21 protein-coding genes are annotated in these 23,536 nt (G+C 66.1%); 13 read left to right on the forward strand and 8 right to left on the reverse strand.

All coding sequences use genetic code 11. From position 1 onward, the window contains the following. Nucleotides 1-82: 82 nt before the first annotated feature. Both ACT6SE_RS04465 and ACT6SE_RS04470 read left to right on the forward strand, forming a co-directional pair. The gene (locus ACT6SE_RS04465; protein WP_032960680.1) at nt 83-469 is read left to right on the forward strand and encodes an SseB family protein; all 387 of its coding nucleotides are present in this window, start codon (nt 83-85) and stop codon (nt 467-469) included. Nucleotides 470-630: 161 nt separating this feature from the next. Next, a complete protein-coding gene (locus ACT6SE_RS04470) occupies nt 631-948 on the forward strand; it encodes a hypothetical protein (protein ID WP_032960678.1) in 318 nt (105 codons plus the stop codon). A gap of 115 nt (nt 949-1,063) precedes the next feature. On the opposite strand, the gene ACT6SE_RS04475 is transcribed toward ACT6SE_RS04470, so the two are convergent. The 3 genes from ACT6SE_RS04475 to ACT6SE_RS04485 all read right to left on the reverse strand — a co-directional run bounded on the left by ACT6SE_RS04475 (nt 1,064) and on the right by ACT6SE_RS04485 (nt 6,725). Then, complete coding sequence (locus ACT6SE_RS04475; protein WP_046429398.1) at nt 1,064-4,648, reverse strand: M1 family aminopeptidase; 3,585 nt, start codon at nt 4,646-4,648, stop codon at nt 1,064-1,066. A gap of 12 nt (nt 4,649-4,660) precedes the next feature. Then, a complete protein-coding gene (locus ACT6SE_RS04480; RefSeq protein WP_046429400.1) occupies nt 4,661-5,563 on the reverse strand; it encodes an ABC transporter ATP-binding protein in 903 nt (300 codons plus the stop codon). Between the two features lie 130 nt (nt 5,564-5,693). Beyond that, a complete protein-coding gene (locus ACT6SE_RS04485) occupies nt 5,694-6,725 on the reverse strand; it encodes a LacI family DNA-binding transcriptional regulator (protein WP_014646297.1) in 1,032 nt (343 codons plus the stop codon). A gap of 291 nt (nt 6,726-7,016) precedes the next feature. On the opposite strand from ACT6SE_RS04485, the gene ACT6SE_RS04490 reads away from it, so the two are divergent. From ACT6SE_RS04490 to ACT6SE_RS04520, 7 genes are all read left to right on the forward strand, one after another. Then, nucleotides 7,017-7,586: a single-stranded DNA-binding protein gene (locus ACT6SE_RS04490; protein WP_046429403.1), complete on the forward strand. Its 570-nt coding sequence runs from the start codon at nt 7,017-7,019 to the stop codon at nt 7,584-7,586. 399 nt (nt 7,587-7,985) lie between these two features. After that, nucleotides 7,986-8,378, forward strand: coding sequence for a tetratricopeptide repeat protein (locus ACT6SE_RS04495; protein WP_046429405.1), 393 nt, complete (start codon nt 7,986-7,988; stop codon nt 8,376-8,378). Nucleotides 8,379-8,610: 232 nt separating this feature from the next. Next, nucleotides 8,611-9,156 (forward strand): Imm57 family immunity protein, encoded by a 546-nt coding sequence (locus ACT6SE_RS04500; protein ID WP_160298663.1) that lies wholly within the window; start codon nt 8,611-8,613, stop codon nt 9,154-9,156. Between the two features lie 433 nt (nt 9,157-9,589). Beyond that, nucleotides 9,590-10,489: a hydroxypyruvate isomerase family protein gene (locus ACT6SE_RS04505; protein ID WP_046429407.1), complete on the forward strand. Its 900-nt coding sequence runs from the start codon at nt 9,590-9,592 to the stop codon at nt 10,487-10,489. Nucleotides 10,490-10,515: 26 nt separating this feature from the next. Continuing rightward, nucleotides 10,516-12,201 (forward strand): GMC oxidoreductase, encoded by a 1,686-nt coding sequence (locus tag ACT6SE_RS04510; protein ID WP_444811102.1) that lies wholly within the window; start codon nt 10,516-10,518, stop codon nt 12,199-12,201. After that, nucleotides 12,201-12,776 carry a gluconate 2-dehydrogenase subunit 3 family protein gene (locus tag ACT6SE_RS04515; protein WP_046429410.1) on the forward strand — a complete coding sequence of 192 codons (576 nt, stop codon included), beginning with the start codon at nt 12,201-12,203 and terminating at the stop codon, nt 12,774-12,776. The genes ACT6SE_RS04510 and ACT6SE_RS04515 overlap by 1 nt, the downstream gene beginning before the upstream one ends. Continuing rightward, nucleotides 12,776-13,534, forward strand: coding sequence for a 3-keto-disaccharide hydrolase (locus tag ACT6SE_RS04520; RefSeq protein ID WP_046429464.1), 759 nt, complete (start codon nt 12,776-12,778; stop codon nt 13,532-13,534). The genes ACT6SE_RS04515 and ACT6SE_RS04520 overlap by 1 nt, the downstream gene beginning before the upstream one ends. Before the next feature lie 30 nt (nt 13,535-13,564). On the opposite strand, the gene ACT6SE_RS04525 is transcribed toward ACT6SE_RS04520, so the two are convergent. From ACT6SE_RS04525 to ACT6SE_RS04545, 5 genes are read right to left on the reverse strand one after another with little or no spacing between them, the layout of a single operon-like run. Beyond that, nucleotides 13,565-13,861, reverse strand: a complete 297-nt coding sequence (locus ACT6SE_RS04525) for a c-type cytochrome (protein WP_032961525.1) — start codon at nt 13,859-13,861, stop codon at nt 13,565-13,567. 18 nt (nt 13,862-13,879) lie between these two features. Next, entirely contained in the window at nt 13,880-14,743 is an 864-nt protein-coding gene (locus tag ACT6SE_RS04530; RefSeq protein ID WP_046429412.1) for a sugar phosphate isomerase/epimerase family protein, read from the reverse strand. 19 nt (nt 14,744-14,762) lie between these two features. Next, nucleotides 14,763-15,887, reverse strand: a complete 1,125-nt coding sequence (locus ACT6SE_RS04535) for a Gfo/Idh/MocA family protein (RefSeq protein ID WP_046429414.1) — start codon at nt 15,885-15,887, stop codon at nt 14,763-14,765. Nucleotides 15,888-15,899: 12 nt separating this feature from the next. Continuing rightward, nucleotides 15,900-17,117 (reverse strand): nucleoside permease, encoded by a 1,218-nt coding sequence (locus tag ACT6SE_RS04540; protein WP_014646305.1) that lies wholly within the window; start codon nt 17,115-17,117, stop codon nt 15,900-15,902. Between the two features lie 27 nt (nt 17,118-17,144). Continuing rightward, nucleotides 17,145-18,197, reverse strand: coding sequence for a sugar phosphate isomerase/epimerase family protein (locus ACT6SE_RS04545; RefSeq protein ID WP_046429415.1), 1,053 nt, complete (start codon nt 18,195-18,197; stop codon nt 17,145-17,147). A gap of 95 nt (nt 18,198-18,292) precedes the next feature. On the opposite strand from ACT6SE_RS04545, the gene ACT6SE_RS04550 reads away from it, so the two are divergent. From ACT6SE_RS04550 to ACT6SE_RS04565, 4 genes are all read left to right on the forward strand, one after another. Next, on the forward strand, nt 18,293-19,300 hold the full coding sequence (locus ACT6SE_RS04550) for a LacI family DNA-binding transcriptional regulator (RefSeq protein WP_046429416.1): 1,008 nt from the start codon (nt 18,293-18,295) through the stop codon (nt 19,298-19,300). Between the two features lie 138 nt (nt 19,301-19,438). Beyond that, nucleotides 19,439-20,491 carry a sensor domain-containing diguanylate cyclase gene (locus ACT6SE_RS04555; protein ID WP_046429421.1) on the forward strand — a complete coding sequence of 351 codons (1,053 nt, stop codon included), beginning with the start codon at nt 19,439-19,441 and terminating at the stop codon, nt 20,489-20,491. Between the two features lie 106 nt (nt 20,492-20,597). Next, nucleotides 20,598-21,623: an AI-2E family transporter gene (locus tag ACT6SE_RS04560; protein ID WP_032961540.1), complete on the forward strand. Its 1,026-nt coding sequence runs from the start codon at nt 20,598-20,600 to the stop codon at nt 21,621-21,623. A gap of 164 nt (nt 21,624-21,787) precedes the next feature. Further along, entirely contained in the window at nt 21,788-23,530 is a 1,743-nt protein-coding gene (locus ACT6SE_RS04565; protein WP_014646310.1) for a GGDEF domain-containing protein, read from the forward strand. The last annotated feature ends 6 nt before the right edge of the window (nt 23,531-23,536 follow it).

Below are 23,536 nucleotides of genomic sequence, written 5' to 3' on the forward strand. Positions count from 1 at the left end.
TTCAGGTGCCGGCCAGCGGCCGGCACTACCGGGGTGACCATATCCGGCACAATAGGCCCCCCTCACGCCCCGCCGTATCGCCATGACCGACCTCGCCCCGCAGACCCCGATCGAAACCCTGCTGAAGGCGGCGATGGACGGGTCGGTGCCGATCCGCGCCTTCATGGAGGCCTTCGTCGCCTCCGAGGTGGTACTGCTGACCGGCAGCCTGGTGACCCCCGATGGCAGCGGCTTCGACCCGCTGCTGTTCGACAAGCAGGGCACCCTGCACGTGGCCGTGTTCACCGATCCGTCGCGGGTGGGCATCTACAGCCAGCAGGCCGAACACCAGATCCGCTGGCGGATGCTGGACGTGCTGCGCCGCGTGCCGGGTGGCTACGGCGTGGTGATCAACCCGGGCACTTCGCTGGGCTTCGAGATCTCGCCCAGTGGCGTCGGCGAGATCCTGAAGGACTTCGCCCAGGGTTGATTGTCATGTAGAGCCAAGCCCATGCTCGGCTGCCGTTCGCGCAATGCCGGATCAGTCGAGCACGGCTCGATACTACAGAGTAGCTTCCCTACTACAGAGAGCTTCCCTTCGGGCACCGTACGTGATCCCCTTTGGACTACATCGGGATCGAGGCACTCTCCATGGAATTCAGCGAATCACCCGCCGACGCACCGGCACGATCACGCCATTCCCGCTCCGCACTGGTCTTCCTGTTCGCGGCCATCGTCGCCGCACTGGTGTCCATGCCTGTTCTGCGTGCGGTGGGCATGGTGCTGTGGCCGGTGTTCGCCATTGCCTGGCTGATCAACCTGGGGGCGGCCTGGCATCTGGGCCAGTGGGCGCGCCAGCAGGGTCGTCCGGCGTGGGCATTCGGGTTGCCGGCGGTGCTTGGCACCGTCGCCTCGATCGTGGTCTTCGTGCTGCTGGCGTTGCTGGGGCCGAAGGCCCCGGTGCGCTGAACTTTCGCGGTTGTCGTGGACGGTGTGCGGGGCAGGGCTCGGCACTACAGCAAGGCCAAGCCAAGCCCGCACGCGTCGCGCGGAGCACCGGCACATCGGCCGGCGCCCCGTTGCTTCACATCGTCACCTTGCGCCGGTTGTCATCGCTCACCCGGTCGATCAGCTTGTTGTAGGGATCGAAGCCTGCTTCGTCCGGCTTTTCATCCACCGTCACCGTGATCTTCGGCGCGGCGCTGGTGATGTGGTGGCGCTGCAGGTACAGCACCTTCTGGTCGCGCTCCTTGCCCGACGGTCCGGTGGCGAACACGCCGATCTCGACCCAGTCATCCATCTTCGCGTCGCTCTCCCTGCCCTTGCCATCGGCGTACTGCTTGGCGGCATGCAGGTCCAGGGTCACGTCGTAGCGGCCGTCAGCACGTTTGCGGGCGCTGGCGGCCATCACCCGGTTGTCGTAGAAGCTGATCTTCTCGAACAGGTCGGTGACCAGCTGCTGGCGGTCGGCCGGGGTCTCGGCGCGGATGTAGCCCAGCAGCTCGCGTGAGGTGGTGTACGGCGGCTGCTGGTAGCCCTTGTCCTGCAGGAAGCGCTTCAACGCACGGTTCAGCGCCTGCTCGCCGATTTCCTCGCGCAGGCGGTAGAACACCAGCGAACCCTTCTGGTAGTGGATGTACTGCTGGTTTTCCACGCGTTCCAGCGGCTGTTCCTCGATGGCTTCGCCACCGCGGCCGGACAGGTAGCCGTCCAGTTCGCGCTTGAGGAACTGGCGCATGTGCTGGCGGCCGTATTCCTGCTCCATCACCATCAAGGCCGAGTACTGCGACAGCGATTCGGACAGCACGGTCGCACCCTGCACGTTGGCGCCGATCACCTGGTGCGCCCACCACTGGTGCGCGATCTCGTGCGCGGTCACGTAGAACACGTAGTCCACCTTGTCCGGGTCGCGCAGGTCGGCGATGAAACCGATGGCCTCGGAATAGGGGATGGTGTTGGCGAAGGACTGCGCGAAGCGGGCATAGCCCGGGAATTCGATGATGCGTACCTGGCGGTGCTGGTACGGTGTGAAGTTCGCCTCGTAATAGGCCAGCGACTTCTGCACCGCCTCGATCATCCGGTCCACGTTGTAGCCGTGCGCCGGGTCGAAGTAGACCTCGATCGGGATGTCCTTGTACTTCGCCTTGCGCACCTCCCAGCGTGCCGATAGATAGGCATAGAAATTCAGCATCGGCCGGTCCATGGCGTAGCTGAAACAGCGCCGGCCGTTGACCGTGGTCTCGCGCTGCAGGTAGCCCGGGGCCAGCGCCACCTGGTCTGGTGCGGTGCAGACCGTGGTGCGGAAGTCGAGCCAGTCGGCATCATTGGCAATGTACGTGTTGACGCGCGCCGCTTCGTCCTCCAGCCTGGGCATGCGCCGCGGCTCACCCAGGCCGCGCTTGCGCCGCTCGTTGCGGTCGCTGATCTCGGCGCCCTCGTTGTAGCCGAACGAGGGCAGCACGCGGCTGTTGAAGAAGGTGCCGTTGTCCACGATGTTGCTCGGCGCCGGCCCGGCGGTGATGCCGTTGGGTTTCTGCACCACCCGGAAATGCACGCTGCGGGTTTCGCCCGGCTGCAGCGGCTTCTGCAGGTGGTAGATGCGGTAGCCGAGATCGGCGTCGTGCAACGACAGCGTCTGCCCACCCAGGTCGACGTCGACCAGCTGCTTGTCATCGCCCATCGAGACATGCACGTCCTGGATCGGCGTGGCATGGGTATTGCGCACCGTCCAGTTCGCATCGATCACCATCGACTGCGATTCCGGGAACAGGTCCACGCGGTTGTCCACCGCCACGATGCGCGGCTGCGGCAGGGTGCGGTACTTCGACAGCTCGCGCTCGTAGCGGGCCTGCAGGTCCAGCTGCTGGTCGGGCGAGATGAACTCGTTGCGGATATTGGTGCTCCAGTACAGCCAGCTGCCCACGCCGGCGAAGGCCAATGCCGCAAGTCCGGCGAAGACGCCGGTCGGGCCGCGCAGGCGGCGGCCGGCCAGGGCCAGGCGCTGGCGCAGGCCCTGGCTGACACCGCGCACCCAGAGCGCCGATGCCAGGCACATCAGGGTCAGCAGGAACAGCGCCCAGTAGCCCTGGAATGCCAGCTGCCCCGGCAGGAAGTGGCCGTAGCCGTTCATGTCCGAATAGGGAGCGTTGGGCCAGCCACCGAAGGTGTACAGGTTCTGCGTGTAGTCCAGCATGCCGAGCACGCCCTGGCCGATCATCACCACGATCAGCAGCGCGTAACCGACGAACTTGTTGTTGGTGAGCACCTGCAGCACCAGTGCCAGGCCCCCCATCAGGATGTAGATCACCGAATCCAGCGCCAGGCTGCGCAGGTACAGCAGCGGCTCCAGGTGGGTGTAGCCCTTGACCAGCTGCACGCCCATCGCCGCCAGTGCACCGGCGGCCTGGAAGCAGATGATCACTGCCAGCAGTGCGGTGAACTTGGCCAGCAGCGGTACCCAGTTCGGCACCGGCATGGCATCGGTCACTTCGTTGATGCGCGCGCTGCGTTCCTTCCACACCAGCTCACCGGCGAAGAACAGCACGATGATCACCAGCAGCCAGCTGAAGGCCCCCTGCAGGCCCATGATCATCTGCGAGGTGACCGGCCAGATCGAGGTGCCGTACAGGGTCTGCCGGAACAGCGCGTTGGGCAGGAAATTGGCCAGGCCCAGCACCAGCAGCACGATGAACGGCACGCTGCGCAGGACGCCGCGCGTGTCGAAGCGCACCTGGCGCAGGAACTGTTGCCACGCGGTGGTCGCGCTGAATGCCGGTACCACGCGCGGCAACGGGTTGCGGTTGGGCCGGAGGGCGGCGGCGTCGGCAACCGGCTGCGCCTGCCGGCGGCCCCAGCGACGACGGCCGCTGCCGCTGCGCTCGGTGCGGAACAGGGCGAACGTGGCGGCGAACAGCAGCGCCGTCACGCCCAGCCACAGGGCACGGTTGGCCAGCAGGTAGCCCGCCAGGCCGGGAACGCCGCTGTTGTGCTCGGCGGTGGACCAGTAGCGGATGGTGCGCGACAGGGCGCGCATGCCCAAAGGCTCGCTGAGCACCGCCAGCCAGGTGTTGTCGATGTCGCGCAGCACCGCCGCGCTGGCGCCGAACAGGACCAGGTAGGCCACCAGCCCGATGTAGACCCACAGGATTGAACGCGTGACCGCTGCCAGCAATGACAGCAGCGCGGTGGTGAACAACAGGTTGGGAATGACGATGACCGCAAAACTCCAGGCATAGCCCTGCCAGCTGATCGGCCCCATGCGCTCGGCGTCCACCCAGGGCATGAACGGTGCCAGCCAGAGCCCGAAAGCGACCAGCAGGTAGAACAGCAGGCCGGTAGCCAGGGCGGCGGCGATGCGGCCGGCCAGGTAATCGCGGCGTTTCACCGGGCTGGCGAAGATCAGCTCGGCGGTGCCCAGTTCGAAGTCACGCAGCAGCGCATTGCTGACGAACAGGGCGGTGACCAGCATGCCGAGCAGGGTGAAGATGCCCAGCATCTGCGCGATCACGGTGGGCGCGTTGCTGTGCACGTTGCCGCTGCCACCACCGATCTGTACGGCGTCGCTGGACGCAGCGGCGAAGGCGAGCAGGGCGAACAGCCCGGCCAGCAGCCACAGCAATGGGGAACGCAGCTGCTCGCGCAGCTCGAATCGGAAGAAGTTGAGGATCATGGCGTGCTCCGCTCAGGCTGCCGCGCGAGCACGGGCCTGCAGGCGCAGGCGCTGGAAGTACACGTCTTCGAGGTCGGGAGCCACGGCCGCAAAGCCGTCGCCGGGGTCGTTGGCGCTGTGCACATGGATCACCGGGCGGCCACCGACCAGACGGGTCGACAGCACCACGTAGCGCGCTTCATGGTCGGCCAGCTCCGAAGGATCGACCTGCTTGCGCCAGACCTGGTGCTGCAGGGCGTTGATCGCTTCGCTGGGGCGGCCGGTCAGCAGCACCTGGCCCTTGTTCATGATCGCCATCGTCGGGCACAGGTCGGTCACGTCCTCGACGATGTGGGTGGACAGGATCACCGCTACGTTCTCGCCGATCGCCGCCAGCAGGTTGAGGAAGCGGTTGCGTTCCTCCGGGTCGAGGCCGGCGGTGGGCTCGTCGACGATCACCAGCCGCGGGTCGCCCAGCAGCGCCTGGGCAATGCCGAAGCGCTGGCGCATGCCGCCGGAGTAGGTGCCCAGCTTGCGCTTGCGGGCATCCCACAGGTTCACCTGCTGCAGCAGCCCATCGACCACCTCGCGGCGCTGCGCGCGTTGGGTCAGGCCCTTGAGTACCGCGAAATGCTCCAGCAGGTCCAGCGCGCTGACTTTCGGGTACACGCCGAAATCCTGCGGCAGGTAGCCCAGCCGACGGCGCACGGCGTCCTTGTCGCGCAGCACGTCGATCGGCGCCTCGCCCGGAATGCTGAGCGTCACCGTGCCGCTGTCGGCCTCCTGCAGGGTGGACAGCGTGCGCATCAGCGAGGACTTGCCGGCGCCGTTCGGGCCGAGCAGGCCGAACATGCCCCGCGGGATGTCCAGGGTGACGTTGTTGAGGGCATGCACGCCGTTGGCGTACGTCTTGGACAGCGAATCGATCTTCAGCATGCGACGTACACCTTTCCATGGGCAATGTCTGCGCGTTATCCGCGCAACCGCCTCCGTGCGCATCCGCCGTTGGTCATGGGGGGAGAATCCCGCCGTCGTGCGTTGGCCAGCGCGCCGGCCCAGCGGCGCCTTACCCGCGCAGGGATGATTCGCGCACCACCAGCTTCACCGGGATGCTCTGGCTGTCCACCGGCTGCCGGCCGATCAGCGCCAGCAGGCGTTCCACCAGCAGCTGGCCGGCCTGCTTGGTGTCCTGCTGCACCGTGGTCAGCGCGGGGGACACCGAAGCGGCCAGCGGGATGTCGTCGAAGCCGGTCACCGCCACGTCCTGCGGCACCCGCAGCCCGGCCTCGCGCAGGGCGCGCATCGCACCGATGGCGATCAGGTCGCTGGCCGCGCAGATCGCATCGATCGGCTCGCCGCGCGCCAACAGGGCCTGGCAGGCTTCCTGGCCGGAGGCTTCAGTGGTGATCGCGTCGTGCTGCAGCGCCGGTTCGGCGGCCAGGCCGTGGTCCTGCAGGGCCGCGACGTGGCCGCGGTAGCGCTCCTGGAATTCGGGGTAGTGGCTGGAGGCATGGCCGAGGAAGGCGATGCGGCGGCAGCCCTGCTGCAGCAGGTGGGTGGTGATGTCATGCCCGCCCTGGAAGTTGTCGCTGCCGATCGAGACACCGGGCTGGCCGGGCAGGGCGGCGCCCCAGCGCACGAAGTGCGTGCCCTGTTCGACCAGCCGCTGCAGGCGGTCGCGCGATTCGTGATAGTCGCCGTAGCCGAGCAGGATGATGCCGTCGGCCTTGTTGCTGTCCTCGTAATCGGCCTGCCAGTCGGTGGACAGCTGCTGGAACGAGACCAGCAGGTCCTGCCCGTGCAGGGCGCAGGCGCGGGTGATCGAGCCCAGCATCGAATGGAAGAACGGGTTGATCAGCGAGTCGTCGTTGGTCGGGTCCTCGAAGAACAGCAGGGCCAGCGTGCCGGCATTGCGCAGGCGCAGGCTGGAGGCATTCTTGTCGACCTTGTAGTTCAGCTCGCGGGCAATGCGCAGGATGCGCTCACGGGTCTCGGCGTTGACCATCGGGCTGCCACGCAGGGCCCGCGACACGGTCGGCTGGGAGACCCCGGCCAGGTGGGCGATGTCCAGGGAGGTGGCTTTGCCTTTGATCGTCATGTGTGGGCGGAGCGGGCATGTGGGAGGTGCCCGGGCATGATGCCATGCGCAGACGCGAATGCCCCTCCGGGCGTCGGCCTGGGCGCAGGTAAGTTATTGCCGGACAAGGAAATCAGCCTGATCCTTCGGTGCGGTCGGGGTCTCCTGACCGGGCGGAAGGCGGCGGCAATGGTAAGATGCGTCGTTCTCGCATTCCCCCAAATTTCACCAGGGGCGGCTCAGCGTACTGCACCCCGCCCGGGGCTGTGCTATCACTGGCGGTCTGCCCCTGGACAACGGACGAAGGTACCTATGGCGCGCGGCATCAACAAAGTCATCCTGGTCGGCAATCTCGGCAACGACCCGGACGTGAAGTACACCCAGGGCGGCATGGCGATCACCCGCATCAGCCTGGCCACCACCAGCGTCCGCAAGGACAAGGATGGCAACCAGCAGGAGCGCACCGAATGGCACCGCGTGGTGTTCTTCGGCAAGCTCGGCGAGATCGCCGGCGAGTACCTGCGCAAGGGCAGCTCGGTCTACGTCGAAGGCAGCCTGCGCTACGACAAGTACACCGGCCAGGACGGCGTGGAGAAGTACTCCACCGACATCATCGCCGATGAAATGCAGATGCTGGGCGGCCGCGGTGAAGGCGGCGGTGGCGGTGGCAACTACGGCGGCGATCGTCCGCAGCGCCAGCAGGCGCCGCGCCAGGAGTATGGCGGTGGCGGCGGTGGCCAGCGTGGTGGCCAGGGCGGTGGCTATGGCAACCAGGGCGGCAACCAGGGCGGGGGTTACGGCAACCAGGGCGGCAACCAGCGCCCGCAGCCGCAGCAGGCGCCGCCGATGGACGACTTCGCTGACGACGATATTCCGTTCTGATTCCTACTTGACGGTTTTAGTGTTGATAGAGGCCCTCATCGTTGTGGATGGGGGCCTTTTTTTCGTTAGGCAGAATCCAGCCGTGATCTAACCTTCTACTTGCGGCAGGGTGTTGATGGATGACTGGCGACACACCATAGCGAATCAGAATGGAGAGCGGCACGGGAAAGCCGTCTGCTCGAGCCCATCGCTGGTGCATGGCTTCGTCGGGTCTTGATACGGCGTGCGAAGGACAGGCATAAGCCTAACGAGCTGGCGCGTGGCTGTTGCACACCGTGTGGACATGGTTACCGCGGGCCTATGCTCGATTGCGGGGCGTCTGGGGTGGGAACTTGGCGCGCTGCATGCTTGGGTGCGTTCCCTATCGGTGTCAGAAGTTAATGAAGCAGAGCGATCTTGATGGATATTAATGAAATTACCAAGATGCTTGAGGCGGGTGACGACAATGGCGCGCGTTACCACCTTTTGAATCTTGTAAAGCGCGATCCTGCTTGTGACGCCGCGTGGTTGTTTCTTGTTGGGATTGGGTTTCGGAGCGATGATGCTGAGTTGTCCCTGCGGGCACTTCGTGGGCTTGAGAAGCTTCGTCCTCACGATGTGTTGGTCGCGTCTGGATTGGTGGATTGCTTGCTTCGGTTGGAGCGATACGAGGAAGTTAAGGAGGTCATTCATGCCTTCTCTAAGGTTGCTCGTCCTGGAATGCCCGCTCACGACACGGTCCTTGAAGAGCACCGCAAGGCACTTCAGTTCATTAACGATAGACTTGAGGCTGCAGGTGACGAAGACGAATAGCTGAAGCGTTCGCTAATCGCGAAGCCTTGGATTGATCGGTTACTTTCGCTCGACGTCACGAGTTCTACGCCTTGGTTCGGTTGCTCTCCGAGCCGTGCCTGGCTGGCAGCGTTGTCTTCGATGAGTTTCTCAAGTTTTTGCGCGAGAGTGCTGTTCTTGATTCGCCCCCGAGCAGGCGTGGAGAGTTAAGATGTGCCAGTTTACGCGCCTTTCCGACGTTTCTGGTGAGTCGATGAAAACCACCGCACTGATTTCGTGCTTCGTCTTTTGTGCTCAATTTGGGTCCTCGCTAGCCGCCCGTCCGCTGTCAGAGAGACTCGCGGCGGACATCGAGATGGCCGAACACTCTATTCTTGCCTCGCTGGTGGTGCACAAAAGTTCCGAGAGCAAGTCGCTGTGCTCTCAGACGCCATATGCTTGTGTAGGAGCAGATGGTGCTGAGCTTGGTCTCGCCTTGATAGGGGGCAGCAGGAGTGCTGCCGCTCCTCGGCACTTGGTTGAGCTGTCGCGATTCCGTATGGATGGAGCGCTTTCCGAGGACTACAAGTGCTACCTCGCCGCGCATGGAAATTCAGTGGCTCAGGCTGCGCCGAAGCTGGATGCCAAGAAGCTGGCAGGGCAATGCATGTCCGAATTTGCTGCTTTCAAACGTCGGGCCGGCGCCGCGAAGTTCGACGTGGCGCCCGAGAATATCTGCAACTCAGTGGCGGACATCCAGCGATCCCTGCGTGAAGCTGTCCGACTAGCCAATGCAGGCGGTGAATGTGACGGCTTCTGAGTCGGTCGTCGGAAAGAGCTGATGCGTACGTGATTCGCGAAGCCTTGGCTTGGTTGACTACTGTCGCTCGACGTCACGAGCTATGCAGCTCTTCAATCCGCCGGCTCCGAGGCGGTGCTGGGCCCTGGCGGCAGGGTGCACCCGGATGCATAGGGCCAATGCCTTGGCTCGGGGCATCGAAGTTCTACTGACTTTGCTCGCTCGCTTGAGGAAAAAGCCAGTAGATTTCATCTCAGGCGACGGATCTGGTTAGAAAGGAAAGCCCCGCTAATGCGGGGCTTTTCTTTCTGCGCGATGTCGTTGGCATTGTGCTTCGCAGCATCAATTTTCGTGCACCGCAACTTGCAAGCATCCAGTTTCCTCCCCTATGGTGCAATCGATTGCATTGCTGTGAATCGTTGCGTTTGATACCGGTTGGGAGGCCGGGAGGTGGATGTCCATCCATACGATCAGACCGGTCCCGGCAGGTGGGCTGACACGACGTGATGCGCTTCGTATCGCTGTCGCTGGAAGCGTGGCCCTGGGTACCACAGTGGGCGCGCGGACTGCATTCGCCGCCACTGCACCGCTGAAGGGCAACCTGAAGCACTCCGTGGCACGCTGGACCTTCCCGCAGCTGTCGGTCGCCCAGCTCTGCACGACGGTGAAGGACATCGGCTTCGCCGCCATCGACCTGGTCGGCCCGGAAGACTGGCCCACGCTGAAGGCGAATGGCGTCTACAGCTCGATGTGCAATGGCGCGGAGCTGGGCCTGACCAAGGGCTTTGCCGGCCGCGAATTCCACGACCCGCTGGTGGAGCGCTACACGCGGCACATCGACCTGGTCGCCGATGCCGGTTACCGCAACCTCATCTGCTTCTCCGGCAATCGCAATGGCATGGACCCCCATGACGGCATGGCCAATGCCGAAGCCGGCCTCAAGCGCATCCTCGGGCATGCCGAGAAGCGCGGCGTCGTGCTGGTGATGGAGCTGCTGAACTCCAGGGTCGATCACCACGACTACCTGTGCGATCACTCGGCCTGGGGCGTGGAGCTGTGCCAGCGGCTCGGCTCGGACAGTTTCGGCCTGCTCTACGACATCTACCACATGCAGATCATGGAGGGCGACATCATCGCCACCATCGGCAAGCATCACGCCTGCTTCAAGCATTACCACACTGCAGGCGTGCCGGGCCGGAACGAGATTGGAGACCAGCAGGAGCTCCACTATCCGGCCATCTGTCGCGCGATCCGCGACACCGGTTTCAAGGGGTATCTGGCGCAGGAATTCACGCCTGCAGCGCCCGATCCCGTTGCCTCATTGCGCGAGGCGATCCGCCTCTGCGACGTCTGAAACGATATCCACCCAGGTGAGAGACCATGGCAGATAATCACTACGACGCCATTGTTGTTGGCTCGGGAATCAGTGGCGGTTGGGCAGCGAAGGAGCTGACCGAGAAGGGCCTGAAGGTCCTGATGCTGGAACGCGGGCGCAACATCGAGCACGTCAAGGACTACGTCAATGCGATGAAGGAAGCGTGGGACTTCCCGCATCGCAACCGGCCGACGCAGGCGATGAAGGCCGCCTTCCCGGTGCTGATGCGCGACTACGGCCTGGCCGAGAACCTGGAAGGAATGTGGGCCAACGAGCAGGACTCACCCTACATCGAAACCAAGCGCTTCGACTGGTTCCGTGGCTACCACGTGGGCGGGCGCTCGCTGATGTGGGGCCGGCAGAGCTATCGGTTTTCCGACCTGGACTTCGAAGCGAACCTCAAGGATGGCATCGCCACCGACTGGCCGATCCGCTATGCCGACATCGCGCCGTGGTACGACCATGTAGAGAGGTTCGCCGGCATCGCGGGCACGCGCGAAGGACTGGACGTGCTGCCGGACGGCGAGTTCCTGCCGCCGATCCCGTTGAACATCGTCGAGAAGGACGTGGCCGCGCGGATCAAGAAGGCCTTTGGCGGAACGCGGCACATGATCCACTCGCGCACCGCCAACATCACCCAGCCGATGCCCGAGCAGGGGCGCGTGAACTGCCAGTACCGCAACAAGTGCATCCTGGGCTGTCCCTTCGGTGCCTATTTCTCGACCCAGGCGGCGACGCTGCCAGCGGCGATGAAGACCGGCAACCTGACCTTGCGGCCGTTCTCGATCGTCAAGGAAGTGCTCTACGACAAGGATCGCAAGCGTGCGCGCGGCGTGGAGGTGATCGATGCCGAGACCGGGCAGACCTACCAGTACACCGCCAAGGTCATCTTCCTCAATGCATCGTCGTTCAATTCGACCTGGCTGCTGATGAACTCGGCGACCGATGTGTGGGAGGGGGGACTGGGTTCTTCGTCGGGCGAGCTGGGGCACAACGTGATGGACCATCATTTCGGTGGGGGCGCCTCGGGCCGGGTCGAGGGCTACGAAGACAAGTACTACTTCGGCCGCCGTCCGTGCGGTTTCTACATTCCGCGCTTCCGCAACGTCGCGGCCGACAAGCGCGGCTACCTGCGCGGGTTCGGTTACCAGGGCGGTGCCAGCCGCACCGGCTGGTCGCGCGAGATCGCCGAGCTCAACATCGGTGCCGACCTGAAGGAGGCGCTGACCGTACCGGGCGACTGGCGCATCGGCATGACCGGGTTCGGTGAAATGCTGCCGCACCACGACAATACGATCCGCCTGGACCACGACCGCAAGGACAAATGGGGGCTGCCGGTGCTGGCGATGGACGTGTCCATGCGCGCCAACGAACTGGCGATGCGCAAGGACATGGCCGCCGATGCTGCCGAGATGCTGGAGGCGGCTGGCGTCAAGGACGTGAAGATGCACGACCACGACTATGCCCCGGGCAAGGGCATCCACGAGATGGGGACCGCACGCATGGGACGTGACCGGAAGAGCTCGGTATTGAACGCGCACAACCAGGTCTGGGATGCGCCCAACGTCTATGTGACCGACGGTGCCTGCATGACCTCCAGCGCCTGCGTGAATCCTTCGCTGACCTATATGGCGCTGACCGCGCGCGCGGCCGACCACGCGGTACGCGAACTGAAAGCGGGGAACCTCTGATGGATCGCCGCGAACTGTTGAAGATGATCGTTGCCGCCACCGGCGCGGCCATGGTCGGCCTGCCTGCGCTCGCGCAGGGAAACGCCGCCGCGGCACCGGTGAAGGCCCTGTTCTCCGATGCCGACATCGGCACGCTGGACGAGATCGCCGAGACCATCCTGCCGCGGACCCGGACGCCAGGGGCGAAGGATGCCGGCGCTGGCCTGTTCATGGCGACCTTCGTCAGCGATTGCTACACCGCCCGGCAGCAGGCAACGTTCCGGGCAGGCCTGGTCGATATCGACAAGCGCGCCGGCGGCCGGTTTGTGGCGCTTGCGCCGGAAGCCCGCACCCAGTTGCTGCGAACGCTGGACGCCGAAGCCAAGGCGCGCTCTGCCGACGTGACCGAGACCGGTACGCCTGAAGAGGGCGAGGCGATGCCGCATTACTTCACGATGATCAAGCAGCTGGCCATCTTCGGCTTCTTCACCTCCAAGGTCGGGGCGACCGGCGTGCTGCAGTACGTCGCGGTGCCCGGCCGCTACGACGGCGACCTCGCCTATGTCCCCGGTACGCCCGCGTGGGGGACCAGCTGATGGACACCACCCTGATGATCCGCCCTGCGTTGATCACTGTTGGCCTGCTGGCCGCTGCATCTGCATTCGCGCAGGACAGTGCCGACGCTGCGCGCGACCCGAAGAAGACCGAAGTGTGGACCCCCGTGCCCGCTGTCGTGGCCACGCCGCCAGGCAAAGCCCCCTCCGACGCGATCGTGCTGTTCGATGGCAAGGATGTCTCCGCGTGGGAATCGGAGCAGGGCGGACGCGTGCCCTGGAAGGTTGCCGGGGGCGCCATGACCGTCGTTCCGGGCAGCAAGGGCATCCGCACCCGGCAACGCTTCTGCGATGTCCAGCTGCATGTGGAGTGGCGCACGCCCACTGACACGAAGGGCTTCGACGGCCAGAACCGGGGCAACAGCGGGATCTTCCTGCAGGAACTGTATGAACTGCAGGTGCTCGACAGCTACAACAACCCGACCTATGCCAATGGCCAGGCGGGCTCCATCTACAAGCAGGCCATGCCGCGGGTGAATGCCTCGCGCGCGCCGGGCCAGTGGCAGGCCTACGACATCATCTGGAAGGCACCGCGCTTCTCGGTGGGCGGTGGGCTTGTGTCGCCCGCGCGCATCACGGTGCTGCACAACGGCGTGCTGGTGCAGGATGACACCGTGCTGGCAGGCAAGACTGAGTACATCGGGGCGCCCTCGTATTCGCCCCATGCGTGTGCGCCGCTCTATCTGCAGGAGCATGACTCCAGGGTCAGTTACCGCAACATCTGGGTGCGCGAGCTGTAGTGGCATGCGGCTGGCGTGGCCGCCGGCCGCTTACTTCGCCAGGTAGCTGGCGATATCGTCTATCTCCTGCTGTGACAGCTGGGAGAAGGGCGGCATCAGGCCGCCGCCCTTGCTGATCTTTTCCTTGATCTGTGCAGGTGCCATGCGCTTGCCGATGTCGGTGAGTGCCGGGAACGCGCCCGGCATGCCCGCGCGATCGGCGCCGTGGCAGGCCACGCAGTTCGCGGTGTAGAGCTTTGCTCCCGCAGCCGGGTCGCCCTTGCACCAGGCGGCTGTCGCAACACTCATGCCACCCAGGGCCACCGCCATTGCCAGGATCATTTTCATGTGGGGCTCCTTGATGCGTCAGCGCCGCGCACGGGCAGGCGTATTGGTGGTCAGGTGTTCACGCAGATAGTCGGCGCCGGCCTGGACGACCTTGGCCGGCTCGCGTGGCTGGTCGTGCTCGATGATGTACCAATGCACGCCGGCGCCCCTCGCAGCAGGCAGGATCGTGTTCCAGTCCAGTACGCCCTGGCCGACCGCAGCGAATCCGCCTTCGTCTTCGGCCTGGCCCTTGGGCGCATTGTCCTTGGCGTGTACCGCGAATACGTGGCCGCGGAACTTTCCCAGCATCACCGCCGGGTCCAGGCCCGCACGCGCGACCCAGGCCAGGTCCAGCTCGGTCTGCAGGTCGGGGCCGGCGGCGGCGAACAGCAGTTCCAGCCCGGTCCTGCCATCGAAGTCGACCAGCTCGAAGTCGTGGTTGTGGTAGGCCAGGCGCATGCCCTTGCCGCGCACCTGTTTCGCGATCCGGCCCAGTTCCTGTCCCAGGGCAGTCCAGCCGGCGGCATCGCTCGGGCGTTCCTTCCTGTCCAGGTACGGCACCACCAGCGTAGTGTTGCCGATCGACCGGTTGAAGGTCACCACCCCATCCAGGTTGCTGCGCAGCTCGGCCAGCGGCACATGCGATGAAATGGCCTTGATCGAATACCGGTCCAGCAGCTGCTTCAGTTCCGCGGCACTGACGTTCTGCGTGCCGACGGTTTCCACCGCGTGCACACCGGCATCGTGGACGATCTTCAACTGTTGCTCGAGCGAGCCGGCATTGCGCAGGGTGTACATCTGCACCGCGATCGGCTTCTGCGCGCTGGCGGCTTCGACTGCGAAGGCGGGCAGCGCCGCGAGCAGCAGGACGAGGCTTGCACTTCGACGGACAAGGGCTTTCATCAACAGATCCTCCCGGGATTCAACCGATGGTGGTCCAGGCGCGTGACCTGGCCGATGCAATGACACGATCAACGATCCGCGCCGAACGCATGCCGTCCTCGAAGGTGGGCAGGCCGTCCGGTTGCTCGCCGTCGATGGCGCGATAGGTGTCGGCGACAAACGCCTCGAAGCACTGGGCGTAGCCCTGCGCGTGCCCGGCCGGCAGCACCGACAGCCGGCGCTGTTCGGCAGTGCCCGCGCCGGGCCCGCGCACGAAGATTTCCTCGCGCTGGTCGGGCAGGCCGATCCACAGCCGCTCGGCGTCCTCCTGGTCGAAGGCGATGCTGGCGTTGGCGCCGTCGATCTCGAACCAGAGGCGGTTGCGGCGTCCGGCCGAAACCTGGCTCACCGTCAACGACGCCAGCGTACCGGCGCCGGTCCTGAACATCGCCGTTGCCACGTCCTCGCTCGCGACCGCCTGCGTCGCGCCGTTCGCTGCCGGTGTGCTGAAGCTCTGGCCGGTGACGGCGCTGCGTTCGGCGATCACCGTGGCAAACGCCGCGTTCACTTCGGTGAAGCGCTCGCCACTGACCCATTCGACCAGGTCGCACCAGTGCGAACCAATGTCGGCGAACACGCGCGAGGTGCCGCCCAGCGCCGGGTCCACGCGCCAGTTGTTGCTGGCCGGGTCCAGCAGCCAATCCTGCAGGTAACTGCCATGGATCAGGTGCAGCGGCCCCAGGTCACCCTGGGCGATGCGTGCACGCGCCTCGCGCACCACCGGGTGGTAGCGGTAGACGAAGGGGACGGTGGCAACCAATCCGGTCGAGGCGGCCAGTACCGCCAGCGCCTGCGCATCGTCCAGCGTCGTCGCCAGCGGCTTCTCGCAGATCACGTGCTTGCCGGCTTCCAGCGCAGCCTGTGCCATGGCGCGGTGCAGATGGTTGGGCGTGCACACGTGCACCACCTGTACCTGCGGATCGGCGATCACCTCCTCGATATCCAGGTAGGCGCGCGGGACATTCCAGGAGTGCGCTGCCTCATGCGCGCGCTGCGGTGACGAGGCGGCCACGCCGCGTACCTCGGCGCCGGCGAGCAAGGCCGCGCGGCGGTGCACGGCGCCGATCATGCCGGTGCCGACGATGGCGATTCCAAGCTTGGGCATCGACGGGGATCCTCAGGGTGTGGAGGGCGCGGCCGCAGCCGCCGGCCGGTCGCGGAACAGCAGCAGGAAGGCGACCAGCACCACCAGCGCAACAGCGGCCGGGAACAGCCAGATCTGCTGCCAGTCGGGACCGGCCTCGGTGGTGAAGTGCTCCACCACCGCGCCGGACAGGAAGGTGCCGATCAACATGCCCACGCCATAGGTGGCCAGGGTGATGAACCCCTGTGCGCTGCTGCGCGCGGCAGGGCCGGCATGTGCATCGGTGTAGATCTGGCCGGTGACGAAGAAGAAGTCGTAGCAGATGCCGTGCAGCACGATGCCGATCACCAGCAGCGGGAAGCCGCCACCTGCATCGCCGAAGGCGAACAGCGCGTAGCGCACCACCCAGGCGGCCATGCCGACCGCCAGCATGGTTTTCACCCCCAGCCGAACGAACAGGAACGGCATGGCCAGCATCAGCAGCACTTCGGAAACCTGGCCCAGCGACTGCAGGCCTGCCGCGCCGCGCACGCCGAGGTCGTTGAGATAGGGATTGGTGAAGTTGTAGTAGAACGACAGCGGGATGCAGATGGCGATGGAGGCCAGGAAGAACACCAGGTAGGCGCGCGACTTCAGCAGCCGCAGCGAATCCAGCCCCAGGATCTGCCCCAGCCCGGCATCGCGCTGCTGCGCCAGTGGCGGTGTGTGCGGCAGGGTGAACGCATACAGCCCGAGCACCAGCGACGCCGCCGCCGCCATCCGGAACGTCAGCTCAAGCCGATGCGCCTGTTCCCAGCCCAGCCAGCCGATCAGCACGCCCGCCACGATCCAGCCGATGCTGCCGGCCACGCGGACCAGCGGGAACTGCTTCTCGGGTGATTGCATGTGCCGCATGGCCACGCTGTTGGCCAGTGCCAGGGTCGGCATGAACAGCAACATGTAGCCCATGACGCACGCAGAGAACATGCTGAAGCTGGTTGCCGTGGACGCCAGCCACATCAGCGCGGCACCGGCCAGATGCAGTACCGCAAGAATGCGCTGCGCCGCGAAGTAGCGATCCGCGATCAGCCCGACCAGGAACGGCGCCACGATGGCACCGATCGACTGGCTGAGGAACGCGGTCGCCACCTGGCTCGCGCTGGCCTGCAGCGGGCCCTGCACCAGGTAGGTGCCCAGGGTGACGAACCACGCCCCCCAGATGAAGAACTGCAGAAACATCATCGCGCCCAGGCGCGACATGGCGTGCGTCATGGCTTGCCCTCCCGGGGCGGTCTTGGCTCAGATTCCCAGCATGCGGTGCAGTGATGCGGCGTCGGTGCCACTGTCGGCGAAGTCATCGAAGGCGCGTTCGGTCACGCGGATGAGGTGGTCGCGGATGAAGGCGGCACCCTCGCGCGCGCCGTCTTCCGGGTGCTTCAGGCAGCACTCCCATTCCAGTACCGCCCAGCCGGGGAAGTCGTACTGCGCGAACTTCGAGAAGATCGCCTTGAAGTCGATCTGGCCGTCACCGGGTGAACGGAACCGGCCCGGACGGTCGATCCAGTCCTGGTAGCCGCCGTACACGCCGCTGCTTGCGCTGGGGCGATGTTCCGCGTCCTTGACGTGGAAGATGCCGATGCGCGCGTGGTAGCGGTCGATGAAACCGAGGTAATCCATCTGCTGCAGCAGCAGGTGGCTGGGGTCGTACAGGATCTTCGCGCGGGGATGGTGGTCGACCTCATCGAGGAAGCGCTCGAAGGTCGCACCATCGTGCAGGTCCTCGCCCGGGTGGATCTCGAAGCACAGGTCAACGCCGCAGGCATCGAACGCATCCAGGATCGGGCGCCAGCGACGGCCGAGTTCGGCGAAGGCTTCTTCCACCAGTCCCGGCGGGCGCTGCGGCCAGGGGTAGACGTAGGGCCAGGCCAATGCACCGGAGAACGTGGCATGCGCGGTCAGCCCCAGGCGCTGGCTGGCCTGCGCCGCCAGCCGCAGCTGCTCCACCGCCCAGGCCTGGCGGGCGGCCGGGTTGCCGCGCTTGTCCGGTGGCGCGAATCCGTCGAACAGGCTGTCGTAGGCAGGATGGACGGCAACCAACTGCCCCTGCAGGTGGGTCGACAGTTCGGTGATCTGCAGGCCGTGCCCGGCCAGCATGCCGGCAATGTCGTCGCAGTACGCCTGGCTGCGCGCCGCCTCCGCCAGGTCGAACAGGTGGGGCGCGGAGGTGGGGACTTGTACGCCAGAATAGCCCAGACCCGCGGCCCATCCGGCCAGCGTGTCCAGCCGATCAAAAGGAGCTGTGTCGCCGATGAACTGCGCCAGGAACAGCGCTGGACCCTTGAGCGTCTTCAACGTGATTCGCCCTCGATGCAATCGATTGCATTATCCTAGCAGGGGCTTACGCAGGACCTGTTGTGCAGTGCACAGCGGGCAGGAGGACTAACGCCATGGCCACCATCTACGACATCGCAAAACACGTCGGCGTGTCCGCCGGTACGGTGTCGCGCGCGCTTTCCCGGCCGGACAAGGTGCTGCCGGCCACCCGCGCGCGCATCGAGCAGGCCGCCGCCGCACTGGGCTATGTGCCCAACACGGTGGCGCGCACGCTCAAGACCCAGCGCAGCGGCAAGATCCTCGTCACCGTCCCGGACATCGCCAATCCGTTCTTCGCGCAGATCCTGCAGGGGGCGGAGGAGGCCGCGCAGGCGGTGGGCTATGCGGTCCTGCTGGGCGATACCCAGCATCAACCTGATCGTGAGGAGCGCTACGCGCAGATGCTCCGGCGCAACGAGGCCGACGGCATGATCGTGCTGGGCCATCGCCTGCCACCGACCGCGCGCGAGATCGTCGAGCAGCGCGGCGCCGCCGCACCGGTGGTCAACGGCTGCGAGTTCGACCCCGCGCTGGGCATCCCCAGCGTCCACATCGACAACGCCGCCGCCGCACGCGCGGTGATGGAGCATCTGTACGGGCTGGGACACGAACGGATTGCGGTGGTCGGCGGGCCGCCTGACAATCCCCTGCACCAGCAACGGCTGGAAGGGGTCCGCGCGGCCGGCAAGGCGCGTGGCCGCCTGCGCCAGCTGAGCATCGTGCCGGGTGACTTTTCCGTGGAATCCGGCCATGCAGCGGCGATGGCGCTGCTGGATGGCACGGCCGCGCCGACCGCGGTGTTCTGCTTCAGTGACCAGATGGCACTGGGTACCCTGGCCGCTTGCCGGGACCTGGGCATCCGCGTGCCGGACGAGCTGTCCGTGGTCGGCTTCGATGATCTGGCGTCCTCCCGCTACCTCACGCCCCCGCTGACGACCATCCGGCAGCCGATGCGGGAGATTGGCGAGCGTGCGGTCAACCTGCTGCTCGCCATCATCGAGCACGTCGATGTGCCGCTTCAGCAGACGCTGGAGTTCAGCTTCAAGCTGCGTGGCTCGACGGCTGCGCCCCGCCCCGGGTAACCACGGGGAGCGGGAGGGGCAGCGGCCCGCGCGATATCGCGCAACCTTGATCCCGAATTGACGCAAAGCTGTCAGACTCATCGCAGGCAGCCCGGCAAGGGCCGTAGCACCAGGTGCGATCGCGCAAGGGGGTCGGCAATGCCATTCTTCACCGATTCGGCGGAAGGCGCGGTCGAAGGCATTGGCGCGGCACGTCGCATCGGCTGGATGCGTTTCGTCGGCAATGGGCTGGGGGCGATCCCCATCGCTTCGATCATGCTTGAACGCCATGACGGCGGGCTGGCCTGGGTCCTGCTGCTGCTCAACGCGCTGGCGTGGCCGGCACTGGCACTGCGGCTGACCCAGCGCTCGCGCCAGCCGGCGGTCGTCCAGTTCCGCTGCATGGTGGCCGACTCCTTCTTCGGCGGTGGCTGGATCGCCTTCATGGCGTTGAGCGCGGTGCCCAGTGCACTGTTCGCCGCACTGCTGGTGGCCGACAAGATCGCTGCCGGTGGCGTGCGCCTGGCGATGCGCGCCACCCTGGCCCTGCTGCTGGGTTTCGCTCTCGCCTGGTGGCTGCTCGGCTTCCCTTTCCAGCCGGTCACCTCGCAGCGCACGATCATGCTGAGTGTCCCGTTCCTGTTCGTGTATGGCATCGGCCTCAGCATTCTCAGCTGGCAGCTGGCGCGCCGGGTCAAATCGCAGAACCGTCAGCTGCAGCGGCTCAGCCGGATGGACCCGCTGGTCGAGCTGGCCAACCGTGGCTTCCTGATCCTGCGTGCGCAGCAGGCGCTGGACCGGGCACAGGGCCAGGGCGGTTTTGCCTGCCTGCTGATGCTCGATGTGGATGATTTCAAGCGCATCAATGACTCGCATGGCCACCGCGCCGGTGACGAGGTACTGCGGCATATCGCGGCGACATTGCGCACCTTTGCCCGGCCCGGTGATACGCCCGCGCGGCTGGGGGGCGATGAGTTCGTGGTGCTGCTGCGCGACTGCGCGCCCGTCGATGCGATGCACGTGGCCGAGCGGGTGCGCCTGCACCTGCTGGAGGCCGCGCAGCAGGCCACGCCGGGCGTGGAGTTCAGCGTCAGTATCGGCATTGCCGCCACACCGCGTGGCGGCAGTGTCGAGGACTGGTTGGCACTGGCCGACCGCGCGCTGTACCACGCCAAGCGGCAGGGCAAGAACACGGCCAGCTACGGCGAGTGAGTGCGGCACCGCCGCCGCCGAACGAGGGTGAAATGCCGGTTCATCCTGCACGCGGAATCGGCATGCCAATCCTCTACCATGGGCCACCCCGCCCGGACGCGCTCCCATGCAAGACGCTCTCGTTGCCCAGCCCAAACCCCCCATTCCAAGGATCGCGGCGTGGCTGATGATGCTGCTGGGCATGTGGCTGGCGCTGAAGCTCGGCCTGGTGGTGACCCTGCTGTCCGGCCTGCTGGTGTTCCAGCTGACGCACGTGCTGGCCTCCACCGTGGAGGGCAAGCTGCCGCCGGGGCGGGCACGGGCGATCGCAGTGATCGTGCTGTCGGCGATCATCATCAGCGGGCTGGTACTGGCCGGCATCGGCGTGGCCTCGTTCTTCCGCAACGAGACCGGCGGCCCGGACGCATTGCTGGCGCGCCTGATGGAGATCCTCAACACTTCGCGGCACCAGGTGCCGGCGCTGCTGCAACCCTACATTCCCGAAGACATGCCGGCGTTGCGCGCGGCGCTGAACGACTGGGCTGCCGAGCACCAGCGGCAGCTGGGCGTGGCCGGTACCTCGGTGGTACAGGTCGGTGTGCGCGTACTGATCGGAATGGTGCTGGGCGCGATGATCGCGCTGTATGACGAACTGCCGCTGCCGAAGATGGGCCCGCTGGCGCAGGAGCTGGTCGGGCGCACCAGCCGCCTGGCCACCGCGTTCCGCCAGGTGGTGTTCGCGCAGGTGAAGATCTCGCTGCTCAACACCGTGTTCACCGCCATCTTCCTGCTGGGCGTGCTGCCGTTGTTCGGCGTGCACCTGCCGCTGTCCAAGACCCTGGTGCTGATCACCTTCCTGGCCGGCCTGCTGCCGGTGGTGGGCAACATCATTTCCAACACGATCATCGCCATCGTCGCGCTGTCGGTCTCGTTCTATGTGGCGGTGGCGGCGCTGCTGTACCTGATCGTGATCCACAAGCTGGAGTACTTCCTCAACGCGCGCATCGTCGGTGGCGAGATCCAGGCGCGTGCCTGGGAGCTGCTGCTGGCCATGCTGGTGATGGAGGCGGCCTTCGGCCTGCCGGGCCTGGTCGCCGCACCGGTGTTCTATGCCTACGTGAAGCGCGAACTGGTCGACCAGCGCTGGATCTGACGCGGCGGGGCATGACGTAATTTGCCCCGATTCGACAACCCGTGCGGCCTTTGTCGGTGCGTTCGCGGCGGGCGCGGTATACCCATGGCAACGATTGATCCGGTAGCGGCTTGGCGCCTGTGCAGGCGGCCGCTACAGTGTTGTGCACTACAGGGGAAATGTGCATGGCCCGCAAGGCGTCGCCCATCGGATTGCGGACCTGGGTCTGGATCCTGGCCGGGCTGTTCGTAGTCTGTACGCTGCCATTGATGGCCATCGCGCTGGTGCAGGGCACGCTGCGCTTCACTGCCGCCGAGGACAACCTGGTCAGCCTGCGCCAGCTGCGGCAGACCTTCGACCTGGCCAACCTGGTGTCGGCCGAGCGCGGCCCCGCCAACAGCCTGCTCGGGGCCGACACGGCCGATGCGGGCGAACAGGCCCGGCTGGCGGCGGAGCTGGCAGTCGCGCGCAAGCGGGTCGATACCGCCCTGCAACGCCTGGACACCGTGTTCAACGCTGACCCGGGCGTGGTCGACGAACACGGGCTGCTGGCCGATGCGCAACGTCGCCTGCAATCGGCGCGGGCCGCGGTGGACCGGGTGGCGGCACAGCCGCATGGCGCGCGCCAGGTGGAGGACGTGGAGCGCGCGATCAGCAGCATGTTCGCCGTGGTTGATCGCCTGCACGTGCTGAGCTCGGCGCAGATCAACGTGCTGGTCAGCGCCGACCGCGAAGCGGCGATTCCGGCGATGCAGGGCCAGGTGCTGATCGACCTGCGCGAGCATGGCGGCCGCCTGGCCTCGAACGTGATGGCGCCGGTGGCGGTACCGGGGGCCTGGCGTGACGAACAGGTGCGGGCGGCATTGCAGACCGAAGGCCGCCTGCTGGAGCTGTGGCGGCTGGCAGGCAGCCATGAAGCGGTGTTCCGCAGTGATCCGGCGCTGTCCTGGCATTGGGACATGGCGCGCCGGCAGTTCTTCGGCGAGTCGCTGCCGATGATCGAACAGTTGATCGAGGATGGCCGGCGCGGCGTGCCGCCGCCGTGGACCACCGCCGAACTCACCACCCGCTACGTGCCGACCCTGCGGTCGCTGGAAGCGCTGCGGGACGACTACCTGAGCGTGTCCATCGCCCGTTTCGAACGCACCCGCAATCGCGAAGCGACGCGCCTGGTGGTGCTGGTGGCGACGGTGCTGGGCACGCTGGTGGTGCTGGGCGTGGCGCTGCGCATCGCGCATCTTCAGATCCTGCGGCCGCTGCTGCAGGCGCAGAAGCAGGTCATCCAGATCGCCTCGGAAGCGCCCGGCCCGGAGCAGCATGTGACCCACCCGCTGGCCGAGATGCAGCGCCTGTTCGATGCCATCGAAGTGCTGCGCGAGAAGTCGCGCGAGCGCTCGGCATTGACCAGCGAGCTGCGCCAGCTGGCCGGCACCGATGAGCTGACCGGGCTGTTGAACCGGCGCGCGCTGGACGAGTTGGTGCAGCAGCGTCATGCCGACGGTGGCAACAGCGCGGTGGTGATCCTGCTGGACGTGGACCGCTTCAAGGCGATCAACGATGGCCACGGGCATGACGCCGGTGACGAGGTGCTGGTGCAGGTGGCGCAGCTGCTGCAGCGCCACCTGCGCCGCAGCGACAGCATTGCCCGCTATGGTGGCGAGGAGTTTCTCGTGTTGCTGGCCGACGGGGATCTGGCCGGTGGCCGCCAGCTGGCCGAGTCGCTGCGGGTGGCGCTGCAGCGGCTGGACATCGCCCTGGTCGGTGGCAAGGTGCTGCGCGTCACCGCCAGCTTCGGTGTGGCCGAGGGCGGCACCGACGCGCTGGGCTGGCGCACCCTGCTGCGTGCCGCCGACGCGGCCATGTACCAGGCCAAGGCGCAGGGCCGCGACCGCGTGCGCGTGGCTGGCGGCGGCCGCAACGCACGTTGACGGCAC

The organism is Stenotrophomonas sp. LC732 (assembly GCF_052446685.1).
In the GTDB taxonomy this organism is placed as follows: domain Bacteria; phylum Pseudomonadota; class Gammaproteobacteria; order Xanthomonadales; family Xanthomonadaceae; genus Stenotrophomonas; species Stenotrophomonas muris.

Bases quoted from the DNA above. Each gene is read 5' to 3' on its own strand.
- ACT6SE_RS04465 (WP_032960680.1), top strand. From the start codon at position 83: ATGACCGACCTCGCCCCGCAGACCCCGATCGAAACCCTGCTGAAGGCG.
- ACT6SE_RS04470 (WP_032960678.1), top strand. From the start codon at position 631: ATGGAATTCAGCGAATCACCCGCCGACGCACCGGCACGATCACGCCAT.
- ACT6SE_RS04475 (WP_046429398.1), bottom strand. From the start codon at position 4,648: ATGATCCTCAACTTCTTCCGATTCGAGCTGCGCGAGCAGCTGCGTTCC.
- ACT6SE_RS04480 (WP_046429400.1), bottom strand. From the start codon at position 5,563: ATGCTGAAGATCGATTCGCTGTCCAAGACGTACGCCAACGGCGTGCAT.
- ACT6SE_RS04485 (WP_014646297.1), bottom strand. From the start codon at position 6,725: ATGACGATCAAAGGCAAAGCCACCTCCCTGGACATCGCCCACCTGGCC.
- ACT6SE_RS04490 (WP_046429403.1), top strand. From the start codon at position 7,017: ATGGCGCGCGGCATCAACAAAGTCATCCTGGTCGGCAATCTCGGCAAC.
- ACT6SE_RS04495 (WP_046429405.1), top strand. From the start codon at position 7,986: ATGGATATTAATGAAATTACCAAGATGCTTGAGGCGGGTGACGACAAT.
- ACT6SE_RS04500 (WP_160298663.1), top strand. From the start codon at position 8,611: ATGAAAACCACCGCACTGATTTCGTGCTTCGTCTTTTGTGCTCAATTT.
- ACT6SE_RS04505 (WP_046429407.1), top strand. From the start codon at position 9,590: ATGTCCATCCATACGATCAGACCGGTCCCGGCAGGTGGGCTGACACGA.
- ACT6SE_RS04510 (WP_444811102.1), top strand. From the start codon at position 10,516: ATGGCAGATAATCACTACGACGCCATTGTTGTTGGCTCGGGAATCAGT.
- ACT6SE_RS04515 (WP_046429410.1), top strand. From the start codon at position 12,201: ATGGATCGCCGCGAACTGTTGAAGATGATCGTTGCCGCCACCGGCGCG.
- ACT6SE_RS04520 (WP_046429464.1), top strand. From the start codon at position 12,776: ATGGACACCACCCTGATGATCCGCCCTGCGTTGATCACTGTTGGCCTG.
- ACT6SE_RS04525 (WP_032961525.1), bottom strand. From the start codon at position 13,861: ATGAAAATGATCCTGGCAATGGCGGTGGCCCTGGGTGGCATGAGTGTT.
- ACT6SE_RS04530 (WP_046429412.1), bottom strand. From the start codon at position 14,743: ATGAAAGCCCTTGTCCGTCGAAGTGCAAGCCTCGTCCTGCTGCTCGCG.
- ACT6SE_RS04535 (WP_046429414.1), bottom strand. From the start codon at position 15,887: ATGCCCAAGCTTGGAATCGCCATCGTCGGCACCGGCATGATCGGCGCC.
- ACT6SE_RS04540 (WP_014646305.1), bottom strand. From the start codon at position 17,117: ATGACGCACGCCATGTCGCGCCTGGGCGCGATGATGTTTCTGCAGTTC.
- ACT6SE_RS04550 (WP_046429416.1), top strand. From the start codon at position 18,293: ATGGCCACCATCTACGACATCGCAAAACACGTCGGCGTGTCCGCCGGT.
- ACT6SE_RS04555 (WP_046429421.1), top strand. From the start codon at position 19,439: ATGCCATTCTTCACCGATTCGGCGGAAGGCGCGGTCGAAGGCATTGGC.
- ACT6SE_RS04560 (WP_032961540.1), top strand. From the start codon at position 20,598: ATGCAAGACGCTCTCGTTGCCCAGCCCAAACCCCCCATTCCAAGGATC.
- ACT6SE_RS04565 (WP_014646310.1), top strand. From the start codon at position 21,788: ATGGCCCGCAAGGCGTCGCCCATCGGATTGCGGACCTGGGTCTGGATC.